Annotated in this window: 25 protein-coding genes and 2 pseudogenes; all 27 read left to right on the forward strand. The window is 36.6% G+C overall.

The features are described 5' to 3' along the window. The first annotated feature begins 16 nt into the window (after positions 1-16). Positions 17-1519: a primase C-terminal domain-containing protein gene (locus tag ACIY19_RS07660; protein WP_070480110.1), complete on the forward strand. Its 1503-nt coding sequence runs from the start codon at positions 17-19 to the stop codon at positions 1517-1519. Positions 1520-1607: 88 nt separating this feature from the next. Continuing rightward, positions 1608-1769, forward strand: coding sequence for a hypothetical protein (locus ACIY19_RS07665; RefSeq protein ID WP_409003104.1), 162 nt, complete (start codon positions 1608-1610; stop codon positions 1767-1769). An 8-nt stretch (positions 1770-1777) separates the two neighbouring features. After that, positions 1778-1981 carry a hypothetical protein gene (locus ACIY19_RS07670; protein ID WP_409003105.1) on the forward strand — a complete coding sequence of 68 codons (204 nt, stop codon included), beginning with the start codon at positions 1778-1780 and terminating at the stop codon, positions 1979-1981. A 15-nt stretch (positions 1982-1996) separates the two neighbouring features. Then, positions 1997-2419, forward strand: a complete 423-nt coding sequence (locus ACIY19_RS07675; protein ID WP_409003106.1) for a hypothetical protein — start codon at positions 1997-1999, stop codon at positions 2417-2419. After that, positions 2416-2862, forward strand: a complete 447-nt coding sequence (locus ACIY19_RS07680; RefSeq protein ID WP_409003107.1) for a thioredoxin domain-containing protein — start codon at positions 2416-2418, stop codon at positions 2860-2862. Before ACIY19_RS07675 ends, ACIY19_RS07680 begins: the two co-directional genes overlap by 4 nt. Then, the gene (locus ACIY19_RS07685; RefSeq protein WP_084943752.1) at positions 2855-3085 is read left to right on the forward strand and encodes a hypothetical protein; all 231 of its coding nucleotides are present in this window, start codon (positions 2855-2857) and stop codon (positions 3083-3085) included. Before ACIY19_RS07680 ends, ACIY19_RS07685 begins: the two co-directional genes overlap by 8 nt. Positions 3086-3094: 9 nt before the next feature. Continuing rightward, positions 3095-3316 (forward strand): hypothetical protein, encoded by a 222-nt coding sequence (locus ACIY19_RS07690; protein ID WP_000284343.1) that lies wholly within the window; start codon positions 3095-3097, stop codon positions 3314-3316. Then, entirely contained in the window at positions 3303-3788 is a 486-nt protein-coding gene (locus tag ACIY19_RS07695; RefSeq protein WP_061420420.1) for a hypothetical protein, read from the forward strand. The genes ACIY19_RS07690 and ACIY19_RS07695 overlap by 14 nt, the downstream gene beginning before the upstream one ends. A gap of 1 nt (position 3789) precedes the next feature. Beyond that, positions 3790-4800, forward strand: a complete 1011-nt coding sequence (locus ACIY19_RS07700) for a hypothetical protein (RefSeq protein WP_061420423.1) — start codon at positions 3790-3792, stop codon at positions 4798-4800. 111 nt (positions 4801-4911) lie between these two features. Then, complete coding sequence (locus ACIY19_RS07705; protein WP_231071301.1) at positions 4912-5124, forward strand: hypothetical protein; 213 nt, start codon at positions 4912-4914, stop codon at positions 5122-5124. 169 nt (positions 5125-5293) lie between these two features. Beyond that, positions 5294-5650: a hypothetical protein gene (locus ACIY19_RS07710; RefSeq protein WP_042902910.1), complete on the forward strand. Its 357-nt coding sequence runs from the start codon at positions 5294-5296 to the stop codon at positions 5648-5650. Positions 5651-5682: 32 nt separating this feature from the next. Next, positions 5683-5970, forward strand: coding sequence for a hypothetical protein (locus ACIY19_RS07715; RefSeq protein WP_042902909.1), 288 nt, complete (start codon positions 5683-5685; stop codon positions 5968-5970). 404 nt (positions 5971-6374) lie between these two features. Continuing rightward, on the forward strand, positions 6375-6710 hold the full coding sequence (locus tag ACIY19_RS07720) for a hypothetical protein (RefSeq protein ID WP_049493995.1): 336 nt from the start codon (positions 6375-6377) through the stop codon (positions 6708-6710). Next, positions 6703-7050: a hypothetical protein gene (locus ACIY19_RS07725; RefSeq protein ID WP_409003108.1), complete on the forward strand. Its 348-nt coding sequence runs from the start codon at positions 6703-6705 to the stop codon at positions 7048-7050. The genes ACIY19_RS07720 and ACIY19_RS07725 overlap by 8 nt, the downstream gene beginning before the upstream one ends. Positions 7051-7052: 2 nt before the next feature. After that, entirely contained in the window at positions 7053-7841 is a 789-nt protein-coding gene (locus ACIY19_RS07730; RefSeq protein ID WP_409003109.1) for a DNA/RNA non-specific endonuclease, read from the forward strand. A 10-nt stretch (positions 7842-7851) separates the two neighbouring features. After that, entirely contained in the window at positions 7852-8301 is a 450-nt protein-coding gene (locus tag ACIY19_RS07735) for a hypothetical protein (protein WP_044021397.1), read from the forward strand. Between the two features lie 10 nt (positions 8302-8311). Next, a complete protein-coding gene (locus tag ACIY19_RS07740; protein ID WP_409003110.1) occupies positions 8312-8872 on the forward strand; it encodes a hypothetical protein in 561 nt (186 codons plus the stop codon). 18 nt (positions 8873-8890) lie between these two features. Continuing rightward, positions 8891-11260 carry a MobP2 family relaxase gene (mobP2, locus tag ACIY19_RS07745; protein ID WP_409003111.1) on the forward strand — a complete coding sequence of 790 codons (2370 nt, stop codon included), beginning with the start codon at positions 8891-8893 and terminating at the stop codon, positions 11258-11260. Between the two features lie 117 nt (positions 11261-11377). Continuing rightward, positions 11378-11638 (forward strand): hypothetical protein, encoded by a 261-nt coding sequence (locus tag ACIY19_RS07750; RefSeq protein ID WP_409003112.1) that lies wholly within the window; start codon positions 11378-11380, stop codon positions 11636-11638. 11 nt (positions 11639-11649) lie between these two features. Then, positions 11650-12723 (forward strand): annotated as a pseudogene (locus tag ACIY19_RS07755) (CHC2 zinc finger domain-containing protein); the annotation flags it as partial. Positions 12724-14279: 1556 nt separating this feature from the next. Beyond that, positions 14280-17147, forward strand: a complete 2868-nt coding sequence (locus tag ACIY19_RS07760) for a PBECR4 domain-containing protein (protein ID WP_409003118.1) — start codon at positions 14280-14282, stop codon at positions 17145-17147. 161 nt (positions 17148-17308) lie between these two features. Further along, on the forward strand, positions 17309-19054 hold the full coding sequence (locus tag ACIY19_RS07765) for a type IA DNA topoisomerase (protein ID WP_409003113.1): 1746 nt from the start codon (positions 17309-17311) through the stop codon (positions 19052-19054). A 2-nt stretch (positions 19055-19056) separates the two neighbouring features. After that, positions 19057-20907, forward strand: coding sequence for an AAA family ATPase (locus ACIY19_RS07770; RefSeq protein ID WP_409003114.1), 1851 nt, complete (start codon positions 19057-19059; stop codon positions 20905-20907). A 91-nt stretch (positions 20908-20998) separates the two neighbouring features. Next, entirely contained in the window at positions 20999-21337 is a 339-nt protein-coding gene (locus ACIY19_RS07775; protein ID WP_000800858.1) for a hypothetical protein, read from the forward strand. A 13-nt stretch (positions 21338-21350) separates the two neighbouring features. Continuing rightward, positions 21351-22424 carry a hypothetical protein gene (locus tag ACIY19_RS07780; RefSeq protein WP_409003115.1) on the forward strand — a complete coding sequence of 358 codons (1074 nt, stop codon included), beginning with the start codon at positions 21351-21353 and terminating at the stop codon, positions 22422-22424. A 16-nt stretch (positions 22425-22440) separates the two neighbouring features. Next, on the forward strand, positions 22441-23250 hold the full coding sequence (locus ACIY19_RS07785; RefSeq protein ID WP_409003116.1) for an LPXTG cell wall anchor domain-containing protein: 810 nt from the start codon (positions 22441-22443) through the stop codon (positions 23248-23250). Between the two features lie 21 nt (positions 23251-23271). Then, a pseudogene (locus tag ACIY19_RS07790) lies at positions 23272-24630 on the forward strand (glucan-binding protein C); the annotation flags it as partial.

The raw sequence follows: 24630 nt of genomic DNA on the forward strand, positions 1-24630 counted from the left end.
GAGAGACCTAAAAATCATGGAAAAGATTGATTTATTAAAATGCTTATCCATCATCACAAAAGACGGATTAAGAACACAAAAATTTAAGAATAGCCATTTACAGCTCATCTCTTCAGCTGAAGAAGGAAGACGAGGGTCTGTATTTGCTTATCGTTCAAAAGCGAATATGGTGAAGGCACGTGGTGTTGTTTTAACCTCTGTCGAATCATTGCTTGAGAATCAGGATCAGTTTACACACTGGACCCCTAATGTGTATTGCTATGGAAGCTATAGCGATGCTGGACGACGGATTACACGTGGCCACTCTGAAGATAATCTTAGACAGATTAACACCTTCTACATTGACTTTGATATTACCTCTTCAGCTGAAGAAATGACGACAGGAGATATTTTAACTGCTTCCCTGGAGTTAGGTTTTATGCCGACGTTGATTCTAAAATCTGATAAGGGATTTCAAGCCTATTTTGTCCTCTCAGAATCAGCTTATGTTACAGTTCATTCCCAATTTCGAGTGGTAAAGGTGGCTAAAGCTATCTCTCAAAATTTGAGAAATTACTTTGCTCAAACTTTACCAGTAGATTTGACTTGTAACCATTTTGGGATTGCTCGTATTCCTCGAACTGATAACGTTGAATTCTTTGATGCTGATTATACCTATTCATTTCAGGAGTGGTTAGATTGGTCAATGAAGCAATCAGACCTTCCCTTCCCAAGTAAAAAGCCAAATTTGACGGTTATTTCAGGTTCTGAAGGGGTAAAACAGATTGATGAACCCTGGTATCAATTGTTGATGAGAGAGGGAAATATCAAGGGTGGAAAAGCCTTGATGGGAAGAAACAACGTTCTTTTCACGCTAGCTTTAGCCAACTTCTCTTCAGGAATCGATCAGGAAGAGTGTGAGGAGGTTCTTTCTAGTTTTAATGCGAATCTAGACGAACCACTCTCTTCAGCTGAATATCATAAGATTATAACAAGCGCCTACTCAGGAAAATATGAAGCTGCTAGTCGTGACTATGTGATGACTTTATGTAAAGCATGGGTCAATCAGGAACTCAAGGCTTCAGATCTCTTTGTGAAGCAACGTTGGTACAAGTTTAAGAAGAAACGTACTGACAGGAAGAATAGTCATCTCTATGAATGGAAAACAGACGTAATGGCCTATTTAGAAGGTTTCTATCAATCTGAGGATCCATTTATCCAGACGACGAAAAAAGAGATACGAGAGAAGTTGAACATTCCTGAGCGTTCATTGGATAAAGTATTGAAGGCTCTCAAAACAGAACAAAAGATCTTCTTCACAGTCAAACACGGCCGTGGAGGAGGCATCAGATTAGCCTCTATCAAAGCAATCTTGCTTTCCCTTATCAAGGTGAAGAAAGAACGTCAGGAGGCTTATATGGCCAATATTGCTGCTTTCTTTGAAGAAAGTATAGAGTTCACTCAGAGAGTGATAGAAAGGGTTAAAGATGGCTTTAAACAAACACAACAACTATCTCTATTTGAGCTTGATATTGGATAATTTTAAAAACCCGCAGACTGCCTTACATTTATATCTACGATTACTACCAAGATATAAATGTATATAAAATAATCTATGGAGGAATGATATGATTTTGATTTTAGCTGGACTATTTAGTCTTATATTTGTTGGAGGATCTTTATTGGTTTTCTCACTTATAGGGATTCGTCAACGAGTTCGTTTAGAAAACGGATATGATTTTGAATTAGAGACAGATCAGCTGGCAATGGTTGGCGAAAATAGAAAGTGAGAAGAAGAATGAAGTATGTAATTTTCAGTTTTCAATTAGGTGACTATATTTGTAATGGGGAGAATAAAGTTTTAGTTTTTGATACCTTGGGACTAGCTTTTCAGTATCTTCAAAAGCATTACCGTAAACCACTTCCTGAACAAAGAAAAAAGAGACTGATTCACTATCCTGATGTGTATCAAGCTCCGTTTAGGCTTTTAAAAGTTTGTTAGGAAGGGGAAAGGTCGATGTCAGAGTTATTCAAAATTATTCGAGGCTATTACCTAACAGGTGTTGGTCAGGAACCATTGGCTTATTATTTTAAACTTTCATCGGATAACTTAAAATTTGAGTCTGTTTCTGCAGGAGATGTAGCTTTAACTTTTTATCAAAACGAGGAGAGTATTTCTAGCATTCCAGCGATTATTAGAGTAGATAGTGTTTTCTCGAATGATAAAATGATTTCAGATTACCTGCAGGAGGAGTTGAGAGATCATTATCCAATGTTGCCAATTGTCCGTGTATTGGATTCTGAGGAATTTGATCCTTTACTCTTTCAAGAAGTGATGACAACGTTCACTAACTTGAAATCAGAAATAAAAGAATTGGCCAAGATTGATTATGTTCAAGGTTCCATATTTGATTTTATGGATGAGGAGGAGATAGGATGAAAGAGCTTTTTACGCATGTTAAGTTAGCTCTAGGGGCTATTCTTGTCATTTTAGTTGTGAGTCTCGCAGTTCTAGGAGGGTATAGGGTGTATAAAGATCATTTTATCTTAGATTACGATCCTCACCTTACTCAGAAGGAATACCAGAATACTGTACTTGATCAAAATGTAAACCTAGTATTTTATAAAAAAGATTGTCCTTACTGTCAGGTTGGAAAAAGTGTAGTTGTAGATGCAGCCAATAAAGGTTCCTATCCAACATTTTACATTGATACTCAGACAGAAGAAGGTCAAAAGCTGGTAGAAAAATACCAGGTTGAAAAAGCTGCAACTATCATCAAGATTCGTAAGGGAAAAATAAAGAAATATCTATATGCTTCAAGAGATTCAGAGGAAAAGATTGTAGCAGATGAGAAAGGAATCCAGGAGGCCATAAATGACTAAAAGGGTAAAGCTAAGTAAATGGGCCGAGACAGCTTTTCAAAATGATTGGGAACTGTGGCGTACTAGGACAAATGAAGGAATGGTTGTTTTAGGAAAATTATCAGATGGAACGTTAACCCTACATCGTTTTAATGATGAGGGAGGACAACTGACACATATTTCGTATGATGAAGCTCTTTGGATAACATTGGATTTGGCACCTGAAAAGTTAGGCTGTGTTTAAGGAGGTAGTATGTATCAAATTTTAAATGCTATTGCGCATGGCGTGGTTGGAACTGTCTTGATAGCGATCTGGTTTGTACCACTCTTCAGGATAACTATATGTGATAACTTTGGAAATGAAATCAAAACGAAAAGGCTGCCATTGGCGTTCTTAATGCTACTAAAAAGTGTTTGGCCGAAAAGTAAGGTTTCATTTATTTGGAAAGGATATAAGAAGCATGAGAAGAACTAAATCATCTAGTTTGAAGCAGAAAAGAGCTAACAAACATTTGAGAGGTATAAAAAATTATACATTATCGAGGAAACAAAAAAGTTTTGATTATGTATCAACTTTTTATATGTTGTTTGTAACAAATGCGAAGTATCGAGTTTTTGCAATTTTAAGAGACATATCTTTTTATATTTTGCTAGCTTTAGTGCCAATCAATCTCTTTTTAGGCTTTATTGCATATGTAACAGTAAATTTAGTTCATATGAATTCAAATTTTTTTCAATTAGTTGGATTGAAAGACGTTTCTTTTATGACAGTCTTTGAATCGGTTTATTTGGGAAATGTCGAGTTTATGAGAGATATATTTGTAACTATTTGTGTAGCTATTATAGTTTTTCCCTTATCTTTGTATGGAATGTGGGCTACTGAAAAAAAGACAGATATAAACTCTTTAACAAATCAGTATTATGAAAAAATCAGGAAGGAGAAATAAAATGTTTACTTTAATTGAAATATTTAAGCGCTGGATTGAAAAGATAAAATCTAGCCCAATTTTGAAGCCATTTATTAAGACTAAAGTTTGGTTTCAAGAGAATATTATTAAGAGAAAACTAGTCATTTTCTCAATGTTGTTTGTGACCTGGTTGAGTCTTTTGATGGGAGCGATTTTCTCACCACAAAGACAAACATATACCTCAGAACAACTCAAAACAAAGCAAATTTTTGCGAATGGCAGTGGTGAGATGAAACTGGTCAGCCAGGAATATTCACCAGATACTGGAATTATTGTTTTACAATTTGAGACGAAAGATGCTACGACTTCGATAGATCGGGGCATCGATGCCAAACGATTAAAATGGAAACTCTATGCGCAACATAAAGACTCAAAAATAGAGATGGATGTTGTGCCAATCATTGATAATAAAGTATCAGTTATTATTAAAGGAGTTCCGAAAAATTTTGGAGCATTTGCGATCGATGTGACGAATCAGACAGTCTCTTCTAGCTCAATTGATGTGAATATTTCATCGCCATCCAGTGATTCTAAAAAGGTTTCTCAGAAGAAATCTGGAGAAGAGGACACTGTACAATTCTTTGTAACTCCTCAAAATCCTCAGCTTGAAATCAAAGCTATTGAAGTTGTCTCCAGAGAAGAATTTACTCTTCAGGAAATCGAAAAAGAGATCAATTTCCAGAATGAACAGTCTCAAAAATTGACGACATCAATTTCTCAATTGAAGGAATCTATTGAAGATGATAACTCACGAAAAGCGAGTCTTCAAGCAGAAGCAAAATATCTAACGGGTGATGATCTCGAAGCCAATCAAAAGAATATTGCTACGCTGGATACAAACATTGAAACGAAGAATAGAACCATCGAAACAGCTTATAAAAACATTGAAAAGTTGAAGGCTAAATTAGAATCTTTGGACAAGAAAAAACAGGCAGTCAAAGATGGAACATTTGAATTTTCAAACCCTATTGAAACTGTAGAAATGAATTAAAGTGAGGTAAAAAAATTTAATTAAAATGGTAAAAGAAACTGATAAATTGGGATAAAAGTTATCTACGATTTGGGGATTGAATTATGATGTTGTAATGCAGGAGTGGTAAAAATGCGATTTAAAATGGATAAAGAAGATGTTGAATTGTTTAATTTAGCCTTTATTGGTTTAGGAATATTAGGGATGATAGTTATCGCTTTGATAACTTTACAGCCCGATGGTTATCAAAGGTTATTAAAATTTGTAGAAATAACTTCAGAAGACTTTAAAAAGTTTTCCAATATCATGAACGAATTTCTTTCGTTCATAATCAATTATAAGTAAAAAGAGTGCATTTTTTATGAAAGCCGAGTTTGTGTTTACGAACAAGTAGCAGTCAAAAATCTCCTTAATTTTTGAATTAAGGGGATTTATTTTTTATGATTGTCCCTTTAAAAAATTTTTTTCAGTTATCTCTTATACTAGAATCAATCAAAAAAAGAAAGGCAGAAAAATGAAAGAACAACTTAAATTAGCGCCAAAGGAAAATCAACCAGTTAGAAAGCATCGTACTGTTTTCACAAGTACAAAAGGTTTGATTAGAAAACAGAAGTGGGTTGTGCTTGATATTGATGAATATGGAATAACCTATCATAGTAATCCAGGGTATAAAGGAGAAATGTTTTCTTCAATGTACCTCGTTCTACAGGAAATTAAAATTGATGAACGTTCTTTTACACTAACTATCAAGAACAATGATCATGAAGTTTATGTGATTGATTTGAAAAAATTAGATGGCGATTTGTGGAGCAACTTCCAAATTATAAAAGAAAAAATTGCCAGCTTTGCAGGAAATAAATTAAGGAATTAAGAAATACGAAATTAGAAAAAGGAGAAGTAATCATGGCCAAAAATGATTTAACAAAAATTGATAATCAACTAGAAGAAGCAAGGAAAAAAGTTGTCCTTTTAGAAAAGGAACGTAAAGAAGCGGAAGAGAATCTTCAAAAACAAATTGGTAAAATTTATGTTCAAATTAAATTGAAGAAAAATAAAAATCAGTCGTATGAATCAATTCTTGAAGAGTTAAAAATGGAATTAAACCTCATCAAAGAAGATGAAAAAGAACAACGTTTAGCAGCGAAGAAAAATCGTGAAGAAGGAAACTTTCCAGCTGAAAATCAGTCTTAATTTTTGAGTTTTGCACTTCCGAATGAAGTCAAAAATGGTGTAAGTAAAAGTATGTAAAGAAGAAAAACAGTGTAAGTATAACACCTATAAAGTGTGTAAAGGTAAGTATAGAATGTGTGTGTAAGTAGGTGAAACCGAGAAAATTACCGGTACCGGAAACGTTGATACTATCAACTCCACACGCTTCGTGGGGACAGTTTCCCTTATGCTCTTTTCTAACACAACACACCTAAAAAGGACCTTAGTCCCTCTGTGTGTGTTAGTGTGTTGAAAAACCGCAAAAATAGAACCGACACGGTTCGTGATGTTGCGAGGTTGAAGTTTTCTTTTTTGCTTCTTTTTGCTTTTGCTTCGACAAAAGAAAAAAGAAGGGCGCTGTTTTTTAGAAAGGAAAATTTGAAATAATGGCAAATATAAAACAAAATCGAATTGAGATTAGAGGGCTTACTGATGATGAAATTAATTATCTAAAAGCACTCGCAGAAAAAAATAAAGCTAAGTCATTTAATGATTTTCTGCTCTCAATCTGTCGTGAAAAAATTGAGTACGGAAAATTTAATCGTGCTCAAGATTTGTATGTTGCTCATTTGGAAAATATGAAATTAGCTTCTGACCATGTTCTGGAACAAATGAAAAAACAGACCAGGATACTATCTGAATTTGAAGAAAAAATGAATCGTTATGGCGATCATATTTCACGTTGGTTAGAGTATGAAGGAGAGGTGGAAAGTGATGACTAAAGAAATCAAAATCAGAAATATACCTGATGATATGTTTGAACAACTTCGAGATATTTCCAAAAAATATAACTATCCAAGCTTTAATGAGTTTATGTTATCGCAAGTTCAAAATATCGTAATGAATGACGGATTGAATTTGTACAATAACCAATTTGCGGAAACATTATCTGATATCAAAGGACAACAAAGTCAGATTTTAGAATTGATGTTGAAGAATGAAATTTCTCTTTCAGCTTTAAATGTTAAACAAGATATTGTAAATGATCTAACTACAAATTGGTTACATTTTATGGATGATGTATCTGCACTTGAAGCTGAACGACGGTCAGGTGGTATTTAAAAATGAAGAAGAATAAATCTCTGTTCATCATTCTCATTTTTCTTGCAATCTTTATCGTGCAACCTAACAATTTTAATGCTATCAAATCTGGCTTGACACAAAATGATATCCCGACTCAATTGAACATAGCTGATTCAGCTGAAGAAAAAAATTCCGACTCAAATTTGAATTCTACTCTGAAAAATGATGATTTGAAATCGAAGGAGTATGATGGAAAAAATCAGGTGATTGTCGTCAATGAAAAATCACAATTTACAAAAAGCGAATTGAGTTTAGAAAATGGCAGCTGGGAAAAATATTCTGATCTAGATTTTTTAAATCGTGTAGGAATTGCTGAAGCGATGTTGGGAAAAGATTTGATGCCAACTGAAGATAGAGAATCTATTTCGTCTGTCACACCCACAGGATGGAAAAATAAAAAAATAATTTTCAACGGGAAAGAAGATTATTTATATAATCGTTCTCACTTAATCGGTTTTCAATTAAGTGGAGAGAATGCGAATGCTAAAAATTTATTTACAGGTACACGTGCTTTAAATGCAAATTTTGAAGATGAACAATCATCAATGGTCTACTATGAAAATAAAATTGCTAACTACCTAAAAAATACGAACCACCATGTCCGCTATCGAGTAACTCCTATATTTAGAAATGTGGAATTAGTTGCTAGAGGAGTTCGTATGGAAGCGCAGAGTATTGAAGATGATGAGATCTCATTTGATGTATATATCTTTAATATTCAACCAGGATACAAAATCAATTATTTGACAGGATCATCTCAGAAAAATTGAGGAGGGAAAAATGAATCCAAGACTTAGCTTATATTTTAGCGAAGAAACACATGAAAAATTTAAGGAAATAAAATCCTACTTGAAAGAATCGTCTGCTTTGCAGAAACAATATCGAAATAATTCAGCAACGCTTGTCACTTTGATTGAAGTTTTTTATAAACTCTTTATTGAATTAGGAGAAGGAAAAAATTTCTATGAGCGACTGACTCAGCTGGAAAAAAATTTGGGGGATGCCTTTGATTCTGGAAATGACAACAAGGCAATTCATCGTCAACTTGATCAAATTCTCTATTTAACACTAACCAACTTTCATGCTATTACGAAAGATGATTTTGATGTTCAAGAATTGGAATCTATTCATTCACGATTGGATCCTACACAGCATGAATTAATGGCAAGAATTAATGATGTCATTCAAGAAGATATTGCACGTGGTCAAACAATCAAACATTCTCATTGAGGTACAGTAAATGGTAGATGTTGTTGAGATCTATTTAGAAACAGGAGATTTTCATGAAGCGGTGAAACAGTCAGGGTTGCCTACTCATATAGCTCATTTGAAATTAATTAAGAGTGGCTGCCTTAAAATTCAAGATAAAATTCAGTATGGTTCTAGGACAGCTAAGCTCGGGGGAATGGCCGAGGAGCTTTTTCAAAAGTATGTTCCAGATGCAACGGATGCGAATAAGTATTTCAAGAAAAATAATCCAGTATATGATTTTTGGCTAGATGGTCTAACGATTGATGTAAAATATAGCTCATTATATAAAAGGAAAAATGGGAACTCCCATCACTGGCAATTGAGGACAAAAGGAAATCAAGATTTTATTGTCGGCTTTTTAGAACGAGAAAGTGGTTCAGAGTTAGAAAAACCAAATATTTTATTGATCCCCATGCAATTTGTTGAAGAACAAAAGGAATTACATATTTCTCAATCAGGACGGTGGATCAATGATTTTCAAGTTGAACCTGAAGAATTACAACCGTTATTAAAAGACTACGCTCTTTTAAGGAAAAATGGATTATTTTAATTCAAAGAGAGGAAAATAATGAACGTATCTTCTAGTCCAAGTATTACCTTCATGCTGCAATACACTGAAGCAAATAGTGGCTTTGTAGACTACACTAATAGAGACGAAGCTGTTGAGGTTGATAATGAATTAAATTTAGAAACACACAGACAAAATATCGAGTCTCTAACTGAAGATGAACTACAAAAAATTCAAGCTGAAGTTCCAGAAACGAAACTAAATTTTCAGGAATACATTGATTACATGAATCGCTCTTATGCTACTGAAAACCAAAATGAAGAGATGACAGCGATTTTTACAGAAGAAGCCAATTACTTGCAGCGTAGCAAAGTAACTGAATTGAAAAGTAAGTTAGAACAGGCTTATCAAAATGGCTCTCTTCTATGGCAGGGTGTTATCTCTTTTGATAATGATTTTTTGGCCAAGGAGGGATTATATGATCTCGAAACTGGGAAAGTCGATCAGCAAGCTATCAAGTCGGTCATACGTGAAGCATTGCCAAGATTGATTGAAAAAGAAGGCTTATCTGATTCATCATTTTGGTGGGCTAACATTCACTTGAATACGGATAATATTCATGTGCATTTTGGTTTATCAGAAGTCGAGTCTGCAAGAAAAAAATTTTTCTATAGGCCTCGTGGACGAATGGAATATAGAGGTAACTTTTCCCAGAAAACCATTGAACGTTTTAAAAGTGATGTTTTTCATGGCCTGTTGAATGAACAGACTAGAGGAATGATTGTTCGACGAGAACAGATATTGGCCAATATCAGAAGTGAGTTGATCAATTCTGTATTTAGAGATCAGATGGTGCGTTCTTCAGCTGAAAAAAATTTTTTGGAGCAGGCTTATAATCATTTGCCTATGGATAAAAAATGGCGCTATGGCTCAAATGCAAAAGATTTTGCAGTCAGTAAATTCTTCCTGGATCGCTATCTGGATTCCTATTTAGAAAATGATGGGAAGGAGCTCTATCAAGAATTTCTGAAAGAAACGAAGGACTTCCTAGAGACCTATAGAGGAGCTTATTCGGCTGGAAAAAAATCAACCTACGAAAAGATTCGGAAACTTGATGGTCGTGTTGAGAAAACACAACAGGAGGCTGCAGGCTATCATCTGCAGCAATTAATAGCGAATCGAGAAAAAGAGCTGAGAGAACGATTAGCAAATAGAATCTTGCACCTATTTCGTGAGCATGCTCCTGAAATAGCTGACGTTCGGCTGGAAAAAAATTTGGCCAATTTCTCAGTAAAGAATCAAAAATTAATTTTAGCCCAGGATCCCAATGCAAGTGTTATCAAAACACTAGATGCCTGGAAAAAACTGGGTTATGATCTAAAAGATGGGGCGAAACCTCTTGAAATCACAAAACCAGTCTATGCTGCTTATGATAAACACGGAACAGGTTTGGGTAAACCTGAATTTGTTACGGAATTAGTTTATGATGTAAGTCAGATGAAAGAAGACTTACTACAGAAGCAACTTAGTTTAAGGGACTTGTCGCTATTTTCTTCAGCTGATTTGAAAGATCTTGTAGAAGCAGCTAAAAAGAAAAGTGATCGATCATTAAAAGAGCGCCAGGAGCTAGGAACATTTCGCTATGCTTTAAAATTGAGTTTATTGGAGGAAAAACAAAGTAGTTTATTAGTTCGTAAAACTCTTTTTGATCAAATACAACCACTTGAAACGGATAAGCCATTTGTTGAATTAAAAAAGAAGGAGATTCTTCAAAGACTGCAGCTGACTGAATTGCAACTGACTCCAAATTATAAACTAGGTGAAGCAGACCAATCTCTAAAACAATCTCTTGCTAACCAGTTTGAAGATAGTGTTTCCTTTTCAGTAGAAAAGGCTGATTCGTTAGCAATTCAAGCACCTATTAAACGTCTGAAGAGGGAATTAGAGGCAGTTCAACCTCTTCAAGATGAAGGAGTGCTGACTATTCTAAAGGGCTATCCTGTTACGAAAGATAGCTATATAGAAGAGCTACAGACCCATATCTCAATTTTTCAGCTGAAACATCAGATTTACGGCCGAAACAAGGAAATTTCACAAACGACTGATCAAGCGATTATTCAAAAATTAAAACAGGAGAATGCGAAAGGATTTTCTGAACTCAAATCACTCTATCAAAAAATATTGCCAGAGGAAGAAAGCGATCAGAAAAGTCAGTTAGCTCAAGCTGTTTCACATAAAATGCAAGAAAGGAAGAACCTGCAAAGAAAAAACGTCCAACAATCCCAAGGTAAAGCAATCATCAATACAGATTTCATGAGAAATTTGACCAATTCTCTTCAAAGGGCCCAACGTGCAAATAAAAAAGCCCTCATGGAACGTGAGAGAAGTGATGAGAGACAAGAACTTGAGGAAAAAGGACAAAGTATATAAGAGTCATTGTAAAAGCAATGGCTTTTTTTGTTGAAAATGGAAATCTATTGTCCCTTTAACTGGAATTTCTTGGTTATTGCATAGAATAGAAAGATAAAAAGAGAAAGGAGAAGAAAAATGAAGCTATTATTTCCAGATGTTGCAGTTGAAGACTTTGACTTTTCAGCCGAATGGTTAATTACGGCAATGAATGCCGATAACAAGCAAGTACATTTTGAGGGTCAAGGAAGAAATTCTGATTTAGAAATGGTTCTAGATTTTAAGGAAAATTCTGAGCTATTTGAATCTTTTTCAGTAGGGGAATTGGTTCACTTAGATCCAGAAACATTTCTACAAGAAGAGAAAGAGCCGTACAAACCACAGTATGAAGGATTTTAAGGAGATTTTATATGACAGAACAAGAATCAAGACGTGGGAAAAGTCGTAGAGAACGTGTTGAATTTGCACGTTCTAGAGATATTTTGGATGTTGCAAACGAGCTCCAGATGGAGCTGGTTCGATCTGGACGAGACTATCGATGGAAAGAACATGATAGCCTAGTTATATCGCCTGATAAGAATTTATGGAAATGGTTCTCCAGAAATACAGGAGGAGATGCGATTTCTTTAGTTGAAACGATAAAGGAAGTGGATTTTAACCAATCTGTAGATTTTTTAAATGATGGAAATTTTAAAGAGTTTCAACTGGTTGAAAGGCCTCAAGAAGATTTTAAATACTATCTTGAGAAATACGAGCAGCCATTATCAGCTGGACGAGACTACTTACGAAATCAACGTGGGTTATCCGATGAAACGATTGATTATTTTTTGGAACAGGGTGTTTTAGCTCAGGCTAATGCCAAACTTGACTACTTTGCGGAGGGTAATGGCGGAAATTCAACAAATGCGATTGAGCCAGTTATTGTATTCAAGTCCCTTTCTTCTTCAGGTGAAGTTGTTGGAGCCTCTTTACAGGGAATACAGGAGAATTGGGAAAAGTGGCCAAAACATGGATATGCTAAAGTGATTATGAAAAACTCCGATCCTATGACAGGTATTCATGTTGATATTGGCAGTCCAAAACGATTGATTTTCACTGAGAGTCCAATTGATTTAATGTCCTACTATGAATTGCACAAAGATAGTCTTCAGGACGTCAGATTAGTTTCTATGAATGGTTTGAAAGAATCAACTATAGGCCGTCATCTATCTCAAATTCAAGCAGAAATTTCAGGAAAACCACTAAGATGGACACCTGAACAATTAGCGGACGGACTTCAAGTAGCTATTGATCATCACTTTTTCGAAGATGGGAAAAATGCGGATTTGATTACTCTAGCTTTAGATAATGATAAAGCAGGTAGAACATTCATTCAAGAATTGGAGGCAAAAGGAGCTGTTATCAATTCAGATCTACCAGAACTAAAACCAGGACAAGATAAAACGGACTGGAATGATGTTCTAAAGAATCAACAGGAAGAAAAGCCTGACAACAGTCGTCTTGCCCAGGCACGTCGAAAATTGGAACGACTAAGGGGTGAACAAGACGAGGCTATTTCAAGGGCTTATTCCCACCAAGCGCTAACAAATGGGCAACCCATGAATGATAAGCGAGGAGGTGCTAGCTTTAAACGTAAGCAAGAACAAATAGAAGATCAAGTCTTCTCAAAGATGGATGAGATTAGGCAACAGGAAGAGCGAGTAGAGCGCCTGGAGCACCAACAACATTTGAAAGAAATGGGGTTGAATCGTCAGGGAAGTGGTCTGGAGATGAGTGTTCAAAATATACCTAGAATCCGTGAAGAGTTAGAAAAAGCTAAGCGTGGGGAGTCGTTCTTTACCAAAGCTACTCTCAAACGCTATCAAAAAGAGTTGACTAGACTTGAGGCTATATCTGAACAAATGGGTAAAACGAGCATTCAACCAGCAGCACAGGCCTTAATTGATGAGGGCTTAGTGAATCAGTGGCAAAAACAACCAAATACGTATTTTGTAAAAGGGTTACGAAGAGTTGCCCTGGAGTTGACTGAAGAAGGAGAGTTTCAATTATCTTCACAAACTAAGTATCATCCGAAAACAGATGAGGAAAGACTGAAGGTGGATGAATTACTTGCCAAACAAGGGCAAGAAAATGTAGGATTAACGCCCTCGAATCAGGAAAAAACAATCTCACCACAACCAGAGCCTATTGAAAAAAATCAAGGCGAAGCAGGGTGGTTAGAAAAAATTGGGACAATCTCACGTTTTCGATAGAAAATAAAAAAACAGTCGTCATTGATCCGACTAATATAGATGAGATGGTTGAAGAAAAACAAACTCCAGAAAATCAAGAATCTATTGTCAATACAGAGGAGAATGCTGTGAGATTGATGAGCTATGAAGAGGTAAAACAGGAAAACGAAGCATTAACAAAGAGTTTAAATAATCGGATTCAATCTGGAGAATTATCAATTGAATTTGCCCCAGATTTCTATCTATATGATGTCTTTGCGAAGTTAGGAAATAGCCATCCTACTAAATACCTCAACGCTAAACGAATGGAAGTGTTGTCTCCTATTCATTCACTTTTGACCTCTCTTGATGATCAAACGACTGATTTATACAAGAAAAAAGGGACTCCTGAGCAAGATTCCTTGTATCAAGCATTGAAACCTCATCAGAGAACTTTGGGAGTAGATATTTCAACCCGATTTATTGGTGAACTTGCAATAGCAGCCTACAATACTAACAAGCAGATAGAAAGCCTCTCAAGTGACAGTTTCGGCGTCTATTTTGGTGAAAGGACCCTTGATAATCTATCACAATCGGTTGAGCGAATGCTGGAGTATCCATTGATTGAATCGGGAACAAGAGACTTCGCCCATGGTTTTGTGACAACACCAAACACATTGTTCCACTATTTGGAAGAACAAGAAGGAGAAGTGGTTTTAAATCGAGAATTATTGGATAACTTGATATCACGTCTTGAGACTCATCCTATTAAGATAATGGAAGCTTCAGAAGAAAAAGAAAAAGCCCCTGAGAAATCTCAAGAGCTAGATATGATTTTTGAGCAACAAAAAAACGAGAGGACCAGTGGTAGTCTGGGGTCTTTACAGCCCGAAGCTGAAGGCAGTCCCACACCCGTACCAAAAGCTGGCACCTTTGAACGCTCTGTTACCAGTCGTCCTACGACATCCTCTCATTTACTTTATTTTACCATAAATGAAGAGTTTCAGTCAAGTAACGATGGCTACTATCACTCTATTTCTTTAGATGAATTAACTAAATTGAATCGTCCAATCCGTCGACTAGCTTTGCAAAATGCAGCACAGTATTATTTGGATGAGTTGGCCAACTCAAAGATTTATTATGTTACCCCTGATAAGACTGTACAAGTTCATTTTGAAGAAAAGCACTTCATGCACCTAACAGGAATTAAACCAATTGCATTGGGGCAGACACCCGAGAAAACTTTACATGATTTTGCAGAAGGAAATGGGCATTTTGATAATATTTTATTGGCTAATAATGATGCAGCTTTTGACAAACTAAAGGTCTTATCAGATCTTTCAGTAGCAACAGAAAGTACATCTTTCTATTTTGATGATTTAACTGATCTTAGGCGATATGATGGACGTTTTGATAGTCTTATAAAGTCTGATGATAAAGATATTATCTTGTTATTCAAAGAGTTAGAGGAAGAAAACTATATTCCAATATCAGTTTTTAAGTCTCGGACAAAACTTACCAAGGAACTGGAGACGGTAGATAAAACACCTATTCTTGGCGTATTCCGTGAACGTGATGGCCAGATTGAACAGCTATCGATTAATGAGGAATATGTTAAAGATGGTGGCGAGGAAATGTTATCTATCTTAAAAAATAAGCAGTATGAGGAGGTTTCTGAAGAACCTGAACCACCAGCTCCAGAGAATACACTGAATAACTCCCTACTTGATGCGAATAAGTTTACTCAAGTCTTAGATACTGTCTATAATTTAGGCGTGCCTAGTGACATCTCAAAAACTCCAGAAGAATTTCATCAGGCATGGAATCAGTATCTTGACTATGCGAAACAGTACAATGATAAATTTGATCAGATTGTTGCTGCAGCTGGTGAAGATCATCTCCTAGATACAAATTCAGATTTTTATAAAGAATGGATACAAGATCATATCTATAAGGAAAACTACCATGTACGCCTTCAATGGTCTGAGGAACGCCCAGAAGGCCCTATATTGCCATTTAAAGAGACAGAGCTGATATCTTATCAAGATTTCGCTAGGGAGCTATATAAGGCCAATCAGGACTTTTATCCAATTCATCAAGAAGGAATGAAACAAGTAACAGCAGGCAATACTGAAGGCTATATCCCTCCTACCAAAATTAAGTTTGATGTCTATGCTCCAGGTGGTGAAGTGATCAAAGAGGGAATTCGATATGATATTGGAGATGAGACCACACCAATTTCACAAATGCTAGGATTAGGATATCGTCGACTCAACGGTCAATCTGAACTAGCATCGATGGATGAAGAAATTCTTTCTCAGCTGGAAAATAGAGAGGTGAATAAGGAAATTTCCCAGGAAGCAAATGAATCAGCTCGATTAACAGAAGAAACAGGTCAAACTCTTGATACAAGAGAAACGGTAACTTTTCAATCTTCTAAGCAAGAAACTAAAAATAATTTGCTTCAGCGTGTAGAGGAGATTCTGAAAGAGGAACCTATTTCGAATTTGGAGACTCCTAAAGTAAACTCAAGTAGTATTGATTATGCTAGTTTAACGCCTCATGAATTGAGTGAGGTTGCTTTTCAAAAAGTGAGAGAGTACACAGAAACACCAGAACGGTTAGAAGAGTATCTGAATTTTATGAGTAAGTTTCCAGAGCTCTCACCTAGAAATGTAGCATTGATTCAGGAACAGTGGCCAGGAGCGAATGCAGTCGCAACCTATAATCAATGGCAATCGATGGGGGAAGTTCTTGGGATTACTTCAGATCAGGTATTAGAAACGAGAAATACCTATACCAATAAAAAGACAGGTCGAACAAGAGAAGTTGTCCATAACAATCTTTCGGTTAAGACTGGAGAAAAATCACATATTACCTTGTTTAGACCTATGATGGTTGAAATGATTCCTGTATTGGATGAAAATGGGAACCAGGTAAAAAATGGAAAAGGTAATCCAAAATATAAAAGACTTTCTGAAGCGACACCTGAAGAAAAGGCTTTAAAGAAAGAAGGAAAATTGAAATCTCGCTTCTTCCAGGAAAGAGATTCAAACACAGGTTTAGCTAAATTCGCTACGTATAAAGTATTTGAGTTGTCCCAAACAACCTTGAAGCCTGAATTTTATCCAAAAGCGATGCCAAATCGTCACTATAACTTTAATATGGATCATATTCGTACAAAAGAGGTGCTTGAAGGACTTTCAGACTATGCTAAGAATATTGGAGTAACAATCTATCAAGACGATGCAAAAGAGTTGAGAAGTGCGAAAGGATCTTTTTATCCAGATGAACAAAAGATACTTTTGAATCCAGATAATACTCCTGGAGAAGTGGTTGCAACCACCATTCACGAGTTGGCGCATGCTAGTCTACATAATCCTAAATTTGCTAACTCCTATAAGGAAGATGTCTCAAAAGATCGTAGAGAACTTGAAGCTGAGATGACAAGTTATCTCGTTTCTAAGCACTTTGGGTTAGATACCTCTGAGAAAGCCATTCGCTATATGGCAATTTGGACTAATAATTTGACCTCTCTTGATGATCAACAACTAGCGCAATCTATGAAACGTATTCATGGAACAGTTTCAAAAATTGTAAAAAGTGTTGAACAACATACAAAGCCTTACCAGTTAAACAGACAGGTGGTACAAAATCAAAATTTTATCCAAAGCCCAAAGAAGGGGCTTAAAGTCTAGAAAGAGCGCTCTTTAAGAGCCTCTTTTTTGTGTATAAAGTTATATAACTTTATGTGCTGTTTTTTGATACCAACTCACTCTATTTTTTGTTGATGTCCCTTTACAAAAGATTTTTTAATTATAGCTTACAATGACAGAAAATGAAGTAGAAGGAGAATGATATGGTTATAGTTATTCTGGCTGAAAAAGAGAAACAGGCAGAAGCTTACGCTACAGCTTTGGGACAATTTAGTAAAAAGAAAGGTGTCTATGTCATTAGGCATTCACCCTATTTTCCAGCTGAAGTACATGTGGTGGCTGCTGAAGGGCACCTATTTGAATATAGTGAACCAGACAATTGGTCGCTTGATAAATTACCTCTTACAAATGTTTCATTTAAGCAACATCTGAAAGAGGACAAAGATTCGAGAGAAAAATTTAAGAGAATCTATGATGAAGTGGTAGCAGCGGATCAAGTGATTATTGGGACGGATGCTGATAGAGAAGGGGAGCGGATTGCGTACTCTATTTTATCGCACATACCAGGAGGCAAGGAGAAAATTTGGAAACGGCTTTGGGCAAGCTCCTTGACCAAGAAAGCTCTTCAAAAAGCTTTTCAGGAATTGAAGGAACCTTCAGAAACCTATAATTACTATTTAGAAGCTGAAGCACGTGCACAAAGTGATTGGTTGGTAGGTATGAACTTATCTCCTCTTGCAACGATTGATCTTCAAGCAAGAGGACAACTCCCTCGAGCAAAAGGTAGCCATCTATCGGTTGGCCGAGTTCAAACACCAGCGGTCAGACTAGTTTGTGAGAATGATTTAGAGATCCGCAACTTTACTCCAGAAAAATATTGGAAGCTTCAGCTGGAGGATAAGAAAAATGGGGTGTTCTTTACGACCAAAGATAAAACTAAAGATAGTGAAGCTATTTTAGCCTCTTCAAGGGGATTATCAACCACCTCTGTTGTTTCTTCAGTTGAGGTAGAAAAACATCAGAAATCCGCTCCACAACTATTTACCTTGTCTGCATTACAAAGTTTTGCAGCAAGCGCCTGGAAATTTGACTCAAGTAAAACAGAGAGTATTGTAGAGGGACTGTATTTGAAAGGTTTTCTCTCCTATCCACGACCAGACTCAGAATACATCAGTCACTTTGAATTTGATGATTTAAAAGAAAATCTATCTGTCTATCAAAGGGCCATTAATTGTCATTTTCAGCCAGCGTTTTTGGAGCCTAGAGAAGATTATGTTAATGATGAAAAAGTATCTGGTACAAGCCACTCAGCCTTGATTCCGACTGAAAAAGTTCCAAACCTTTCAAATTTAAAAACTGACCAACGACTGATTTATGAAGCAGTTGTGAAGCAGGCAATCTTGATGTTTGCGGATGATTGTTATTATTCAACCAAAACAATTGAAGTAGAAAATAATGGTTTTGTTTTTAAAACAAAGGGTAGAACGCTTCATAAGTTGGGATGGGCTGAATGGAGTTCACGAAAGGTACGAGGTCCTGTTGAAGTTCCTGATTATCAAGTGGGAGATAAAATTGAGACGAAAGTTCAGATTATAGAGGGTGAAACAAAACCACCCAAAAGATTAACAGAAAGCCAATTGATTGGCCAAATATTTCCTAAATATGGCTTGGGAACACAAGCCACTAGAGGAGAAATCATTAAAAAAATTCAAAGTAAGGGTTATGTTGTTAAAGATAAAAAAACAGGTCAACTAACGCCTACCAACAAAGCCTATCTACTTATCAATTATCTCTATGACAATGAGTTTTCTGATCCAGGGACAACAGGAGGCTGGGAAATGTTTCTATCTCAGATAGGAGAAGGGAAAATTAATCCAAGAGAATTTGTGGATGCGATAAAAGATAAGCTCACTCTTCAAATCAAAGAAGTAAAAGAAAGAGGTGATTAAGTGTGACTACTGAAGAAAAGAAAAAAACACCCTATTTAGATCGTTATACAGATAATTTGACAGAAAAAGTTTCAAAAAAAGCAGAAGATTATCAGGTGTACGGACGTGATAAAGAAGTAGAAGCTGTTCAGACCTCTCTTCTCAGGAGAACCAAGAACAATCCAATTTTAGTGGGAGAAGCTGGAGTTGGTAAAACAGCCATTGTTGAAGGATTTGCTTTGGCCATTTTACGAAACCAGGTATCTCCAAAATTAAAAAACTTGACAGTGCGATCTTTGGAATTATCTAGTTTAATGTCAGATGAGGATGGAGGATTTATTGTTAAGTTTAAAAAAATTATTGAGGAGATGGTAGAAACCAAAGGAGAAAACCTTCTCTTTATTGATGAAATTCATACAATTGTTGGTGCTGGAGGTTCAGATAAAGGGGCTCTGGATGCTGGAAATATTATTAAGCCAGTTTTGTCACGTGGTGAGATTCAATTGATTGGCGCAACTACTTTAGATGAATTTCATGAATATATCGAAACGGACCGAGCGCTAGAGCGAAGGATGCAGCCAATTATGGTTTCTGAACCGACAACTACTCAAGCGATTGAAATTCTTGAACAAGCTAAAACTATTTATGAAAAATTTCACCAGGTGTCTATTAGTTCCGACGCTGTAAAACAAGCTGTACTTCTATCTGTTCGCTACATACCTGATCAATTTTTACCTGATAAAGCCTTTGACTTAATAGATGAAGCAGCGACAATTTGTTCTACAAATGGATTAGGCTATGTCAGGAAGCAAGAAATTGCAGAGGTGCTGAAAAATAAAACAGGTATTCCTGTCACGACGATTTTGAAAGGTGACAAGGAAAGGCTAGATGGTTTAAAAGAAAAGCTATCACGACGTGTTAAAGGCCAAGATGAGGCTGTAGATGCTGTTGTGAACGCTATAACTGTTGCACAAGCTGGTTTACAGGATCAAAGAAAGCCCCTATCTTCCTTCATGTTTCTAGGCACTTCAGGAGTTGGGAAAACAGAGCTTGCCCTGGCACTGGCAGAGGGGATGTTTGATGATGAGGAGGCAATCATTCGTTTTGATATGTCTGAGTATAAGCAAAAAGGAGATATTACAAAGCTGATTGGCGATCGTCAAACTAGAACGAAAGGTCAATTGACTGAGAAGGTTAAACAAAAACCTTATAGCGTTATCCTGATCGATGAAGTGGAGAAAGCACACTCAGAAGTTGTAGATTTATTTTTGCAGGTGCTTGATGCAGGACGTTTGACTGATTCAACTGGAAGGCAAGTGAGTTTTAAGAATACGATTATTATTATTACTACGAATATTGGTTCTCAAAAAATTATTAAGCAGTACGAATTAAAAGGGAATTTTAAAAAGCTAACCGACAGGGATAAAGTTCAGTTTGAAAAGAGCATGACGTTGGAGTTAGAAACTAGGTTCAGACCAGAATTTCTCAATCGAATTGAATATAAATTGATTTTCAACATGTTAGACGAGGAAGTGAATAAGGAAATTATTGTCAAACATCTATCAGAAATCGAAGAAAGAATGAAGAATCAAAGGTTGACTCTTTCTTATGAAGAAAGTTTGGTTACTTATTTATTGGATGTAGGAACAAATATAAAAGATGGTGCACGACCACTGGAAAGAGTGATTAAACATAAGGTTCTCCCTTTAATTTCTAAAGAGTTTCTGAACTTATCTGATCACAACCAAGAGTATCATTTTCATCTTTGGGTAGAAGGTGATTCGCCAGATGAACACCATCGTGAAGATAAAAGAAAAATATTATTCGATGTCGAAGCTGAAAAAACGTCATTTGGTGAAGCATTATTTTCTTAAAATTCACCTTAAAAAAATGATTGTCCCTTTAAAAAATTTTTTTCAATTATCTATTATACTAACGTTGTCAAAAAAACGAAGGAGGATTTCTATGAAAAACTATTTGACAAGACAACTTCAGCAAGTAAAAACAAAATCACAGATGTTTTTATTGAGCCTTTCCCTATTCCTAACAGGATCTACAGTCTATGCGGACGATCCATTTGCTAAGTCGGATAACTTGGCAAGACAAGGAATTACAAAAGTTCAGCTAGTCAGTGTTGCGCTATTTGGTCTAGCTGCCGTTGTCACTTCGCTCATTTATGCGTTTGGTGGACGGGAGTTAAAAGCCTCAATGAAAAAAAATTGGGTGTCTATTGCAATTGCAATTATTGGTGTTTCAGCGGGACCAAGTATTATTGAATGGATTTTTGATTTCGTGAAAAGTTAAGGGGTGGTGATTTATGGCTTTTTCACTCTTTAATAAAGGTTGCTGTACGATTACAGATGATCTATTTTTAGAAATCTCCTGGGAAGATGGAAGAGGTCCAGAAGATGATAGTGAATTACTTGATATCATTGAGGGATTGAATCATCTTTCTGATTTTTCTCAACCGATTTCAAAAAGTTTATCCTACCTAACATTTCAACAGGCCGAGTTGTTATTTAGAGAGTTGAAACAAGCGTATGGTCAGTTTCAGCTGAAAAAAGTGGCAATCGCCCATCTGGAAGGGAAAAACGTGGTAACAGAAGGAGAGGTTTACGCTAGTCCATTTCTGATTACTGAAGACTATGAAAACCTCTTGCTTCCCCTCATTCAAGCGATACTTACTCGATCTGAATTTGCAAATTACAGCTATCAAGAAAAAAGGGAGTATTTTGAAAACCAGATTTATCCTGTATATAAACAAAGTATGGGGTTGTCTGATTCTTCTCTTCCTCTTTTCCCAGCTGAAGGTGAGACGATGGCTGTTTCACAACCCAATCGCCTACCAGCTGTTCCAAATGCAAGGGATCAAACAGATGTTGTGTCTCCCGTATCTCAAAACCAGTCAGTTTCTCTGAAGAAATTTTATCTATTCTTAGGTGTTTTGGGAGTGTTGTCAGTAATAAATATCATTTGCGTATTTTTTGCTTTCGCTCAACTGTCAAACCAGTCAGAAAAAGTAAATTTCTTATATCAGGAACAAAAAAATACTCAACTTATCATTTCAACGAAAAATGAAGTTGATGTCTTTAGCCGTTATTTCTTACCTTCTTATTACTCGGGCAAAAAAGAAAACCTAGTAGATTTTCTTTCTGAAGGTGATGCAAAATTTACTAAACCAAAAGAAGGAATTTTACAGTCCGTTATTTTAGAGAAATTGAATTATGATTCAGAAACTCAAAGATATACGGTTTCCTATATCCTGTCTGTCAAAAGAGGGGATAAATCATCTAGCGTTAGATTAACTTTTGATGTAAAAGCTTCTGATTCTTCAAAATATGGATTTGTTGTAGAAACAGAACCAAAAGAATCAAATTATCTTAAAAATTAGAAAAGGAAAAATCACAATGAACAAGAAACAAGTATTAGCTACACTCGCGCTATCAACACTCGTACTTTTACAAGCTGGCGGATTTGCATCGGCAGACGAACTTGCGCCAATTGATTCTTCTGCTCCAACAACGGAAGTGGTTACGCCAACAGTGCCAAGTGCTTCAACAGAAACAGAGGCTCCAGCAAATCAGTCAACAGAGCCTTCAGTTACTCCAGTTGATCCAACAGCTCCCTCAGACAAGGATAACGCAGGAAGCCTTGACGGAGTGCCAGCTGATAAACCAGCACCTTCAGATAAGGCGCAAGACAAGGATAATGCAGGTAGTCTCTATGGTGTTCCGACACCATCAGATAAACCACAAGACAAAGACAACGCAGGAAGTCTTGACGGAGTGCCAGCTGATAAACCAGCGCCTTCAGATAAGGCGCAAGATAAGGATAACGCAGGTAGCTTAGATGGTGTTCTGGATGAAAAGCCAAAAACTACTGATCAAGCGAACCAGCAAGGGAAGTCACAAATTGGAACCACTTCAAGCTCAACAGGTCAGGTGGTTCATGATGTGACAAAAGCACCTGTTCAAACCAGCACAGGTGATTCCATTGTCAGCACTCAAAACGGGAATCTTGTCCTTGAAGATGGTTCTGTAGTTGCTCCTGAAGCGCTTGGAGGTGTTACGAATGAAGACAAGACCATCAGTGTTTCAACTGCAGATGGTAAAATGGTGACTTTGCCAAACACAGGAACAGAAAAAAGTTTCCTAGCTGCAATTGGTGGAATGTTGTTTACAGCGGTTGGCTACTTCTACAAGAAGAAATTATTTTAATTAAGTGAAGGAGAAAGAAATATGACAGAAAAAACAAAAGGACACGGATATTTCCGTAAGAAAAAATGGGCTAAAGGTTTAGCATCAGGTATTGCAATTGCTGGGTTTATAGTCTTCTCTGCAGGTTCAGCATTTGCGGATGAAGCAGTACAGCCTGAAAGCAAAAACGACAACAACGCATACGCTACACAAGCTGGTAAAACAACAGGAAGCCAGTCTGTAGTGATTGATAATGGAGCAGTCACAAAGGCTGCTGAAAAAGCAAAAGAAGCAGGGGTGAACGTTTCTGAAACTAAGATTGTTGATAAAGGAACGGATACCACTGCTCCAAAACTAGAACAGTCTAAGTCTGAGATTAAACAAGATCAAGACAAACAGGTCAAGGCACTTGAAGAAACGACTGTAAAACAAGTCGAAAACAATACAGCCTTCAATGAAGCACAGGAAGCTATTCACGCTAACAATCAATTTGTAGCTGATGAAAAAGCCAAGCATGAAGGGGCAACAACTGTCACAGTGACGAATGATGGTTCGACTGCCACGGATGGAACTGCTGACAAAAACAAGCAAGCTACTAAAACAGCTAAGAAAGTCTTAGAAGAAAACCAGCAAGCTGTCTCAACCTACCTGGGTGAAAAAGCTAAGTATGATGCTACTGTTGAACAAGCTACTGCTCTAAACAAAGCGGTAGAAAGCGCATCTGAACAGCTGAAGAAAGAAAAGGTTGACGTTGAAATCGTTACACGTACGGTCTCTTCAGTTGCAGAAGTAGAAGCATTGAAGAAACAAAATGAGCAGGCTATTGTAACAGCTAAAGGCAAGGTGGAACTTAACAAAGCTCTCATGGCTGCCTATACAGAGAAGAAGAATGCTAGTGATCAAGTCAACCAAGATGCTGATCGTAAATCAACAGATTTGAAAAACTCTGGTGTACTCTTAACCTCTAAAACTCAAGAAGTTTCTTCAGCCGATGAAGCGAAGCAAATTGGGAAACAAAACCAACAATCTTATGACCAGGCTAAGAAAGCACAAGCAGAATGGCAGAAGAAATACAATGAACTTCAGTCTAAGACCAAAACTGAAGGGTACACAAAAGAAGTAGTCTTGCAAGCTCTGAGCCTTGCTGCTGCCAATCCAAATGCTAACGTAAAATCTAGTGCTTCTGGCGCTAAAGAATTGACTACAAGCTATATCGCTTCTTCAAGTGGAAATTCTGGGTATGGTCGCATTCTTGATTCTACCAAAGTCTTGAAATATCGGGATGTTGGAAATGGTTGGAAAACAGAAATTGACTATACTGGGCTAAACGGCTTAACAGTCACAACCGAGGATGGGAAACAACACAATACTTCTCGTATCCATCGAAAATTTCAAATTGTA

This window comes from Streptococcus sp. ST14 (assembly GCF_046098195.1).
GTDB lineage: Bacteria > Bacillota > Bacilli > Lactobacillales > Streptococcaceae > Streptococcus.

Excerpts from the sequence above, each read along its gene's own strand:
- ACIY19_RS07660 (WP_070480110.1), top strand. The coding sequence starts at position 17 with ATGGAAAAGATTGATTTATTAAAATGCTTATCCATCATCACAAAAGAC.
- ACIY19_RS07665 (WP_409003104.1), top strand. The coding sequence starts at position 1,608 with ATGATTTTGATTTTAGCTGGACTATTTAGTCTTATATTTGTTGGAGGA.
- ACIY19_RS07670 (WP_409003105.1), top strand. The coding sequence starts at position 1,778 with ATGAAGTATGTAATTTTCAGTTTTCAATTAGGTGACTATATTTGTAAT.
- ACIY19_RS07675 (WP_409003106.1), top strand. The coding sequence starts at position 1,997 with ATGTCAGAGTTATTCAAAATTATTCGAGGCTATTACCTAACAGGTGTT.
- ACIY19_RS07680 (WP_409003107.1), top strand. The coding sequence starts at position 2,416 with ATGAAAGAGCTTTTTACGCATGTTAAGTTAGCTCTAGGGGCTATTCTT.
- ACIY19_RS07685 (WP_084943752.1), top strand. The coding sequence starts at position 2,855 with ATGACTAAAAGGGTAAAGCTAAGTAAATGGGCCGAGACAGCTTTTCAA.
- ACIY19_RS07690 (WP_000284343.1), top strand. The coding sequence starts at position 3,095 with ATGTATCAAATTTTAAATGCTATTGCGCATGGCGTGGTTGGAACTGTC.
- ACIY19_RS07695 (WP_061420420.1), top strand. The coding sequence starts at position 3,303 with ATGAGAAGAACTAAATCATCTAGTTTGAAGCAGAAAAGAGCTAACAAA.
- ACIY19_RS07700 (WP_061420423.1), top strand. The coding sequence starts at position 3,790 with ATGTTTACTTTAATTGAAATATTTAAGCGCTGGATTGAAAAGATAAAA.
- ACIY19_RS07705 (WP_231071301.1), top strand. The coding sequence starts at position 4,912 with ATGCGATTTAAAATGGATAAAGAAGATGTTGAATTGTTTAATTTAGCC.
- ACIY19_RS07710 (WP_042902910.1), top strand. The coding sequence starts at position 5,294 with ATGAAAGAACAACTTAAATTAGCGCCAAAGGAAAATCAACCAGTTAGA.
- ACIY19_RS07715 (WP_042902909.1), top strand. The coding sequence starts at position 5,683 with ATGGCCAAAAATGATTTAACAAAAATTGATAATCAACTAGAAGAAGCA.
- ACIY19_RS07720 (WP_049493995.1), top strand. The coding sequence starts at position 6,375 with ATGGCAAATATAAAACAAAATCGAATTGAGATTAGAGGGCTTACTGAT.
- ACIY19_RS07725 (WP_409003108.1), top strand. The coding sequence starts at position 6,703 with ATGACTAAAGAAATCAAAATCAGAAATATACCTGATGATATGTTTGAA.
- ACIY19_RS07730 (WP_409003109.1), top strand. The coding sequence starts at position 7,053 with ATGAAGAAGAATAAATCTCTGTTCATCATTCTCATTTTTCTTGCAATC.
- ACIY19_RS07735 (WP_044021397.1), top strand. The coding sequence starts at position 7,852 with ATGAATCCAAGACTTAGCTTATATTTTAGCGAAGAAACACATGAAAAA.
- ACIY19_RS07740 (WP_409003110.1), top strand. The coding sequence starts at position 8,312 with ATGGTAGATGTTGTTGAGATCTATTTAGAAACAGGAGATTTTCATGAA.
- mobP2 (WP_409003111.1), top strand. The coding sequence starts at position 8,891 with ATGAACGTATCTTCTAGTCCAAGTATTACCTTCATGCTGCAATACACT.
- ACIY19_RS07750 (WP_409003112.1), top strand. The coding sequence starts at position 11,378 with ATGAAGCTATTATTTCCAGATGTTGCAGTTGAAGACTTTGACTTTTCA.
- ACIY19_RS07760 (WP_409003118.1), top strand. The coding sequence starts at position 14,280 with ATGATTTTTGAGCAACAAAAAAACGAGAGGACCAGTGGTAGTCTGGGG.
- ACIY19_RS07765 (WP_409003113.1), top strand. The coding sequence starts at position 17,309 with ATGGTTATAGTTATTCTGGCTGAAAAAGAGAAACAGGCAGAAGCTTAC.
- ACIY19_RS07775 (WP_000800858.1), top strand. The coding sequence starts at position 20,999 with ATGAAAAACTATTTGACAAGACAACTTCAGCAAGTAAAAACAAAATCA.
- ACIY19_RS07780 (WP_409003115.1), top strand. The coding sequence starts at position 21,351 with ATGGCTTTTTCACTCTTTAATAAAGGTTGCTGTACGATTACAGATGAT.
- ACIY19_RS07785 (WP_409003116.1), top strand. The coding sequence starts at position 22,441 with ATGAACAAGAAACAAGTATTAGCTACACTCGCGCTATCAACACTCGTA.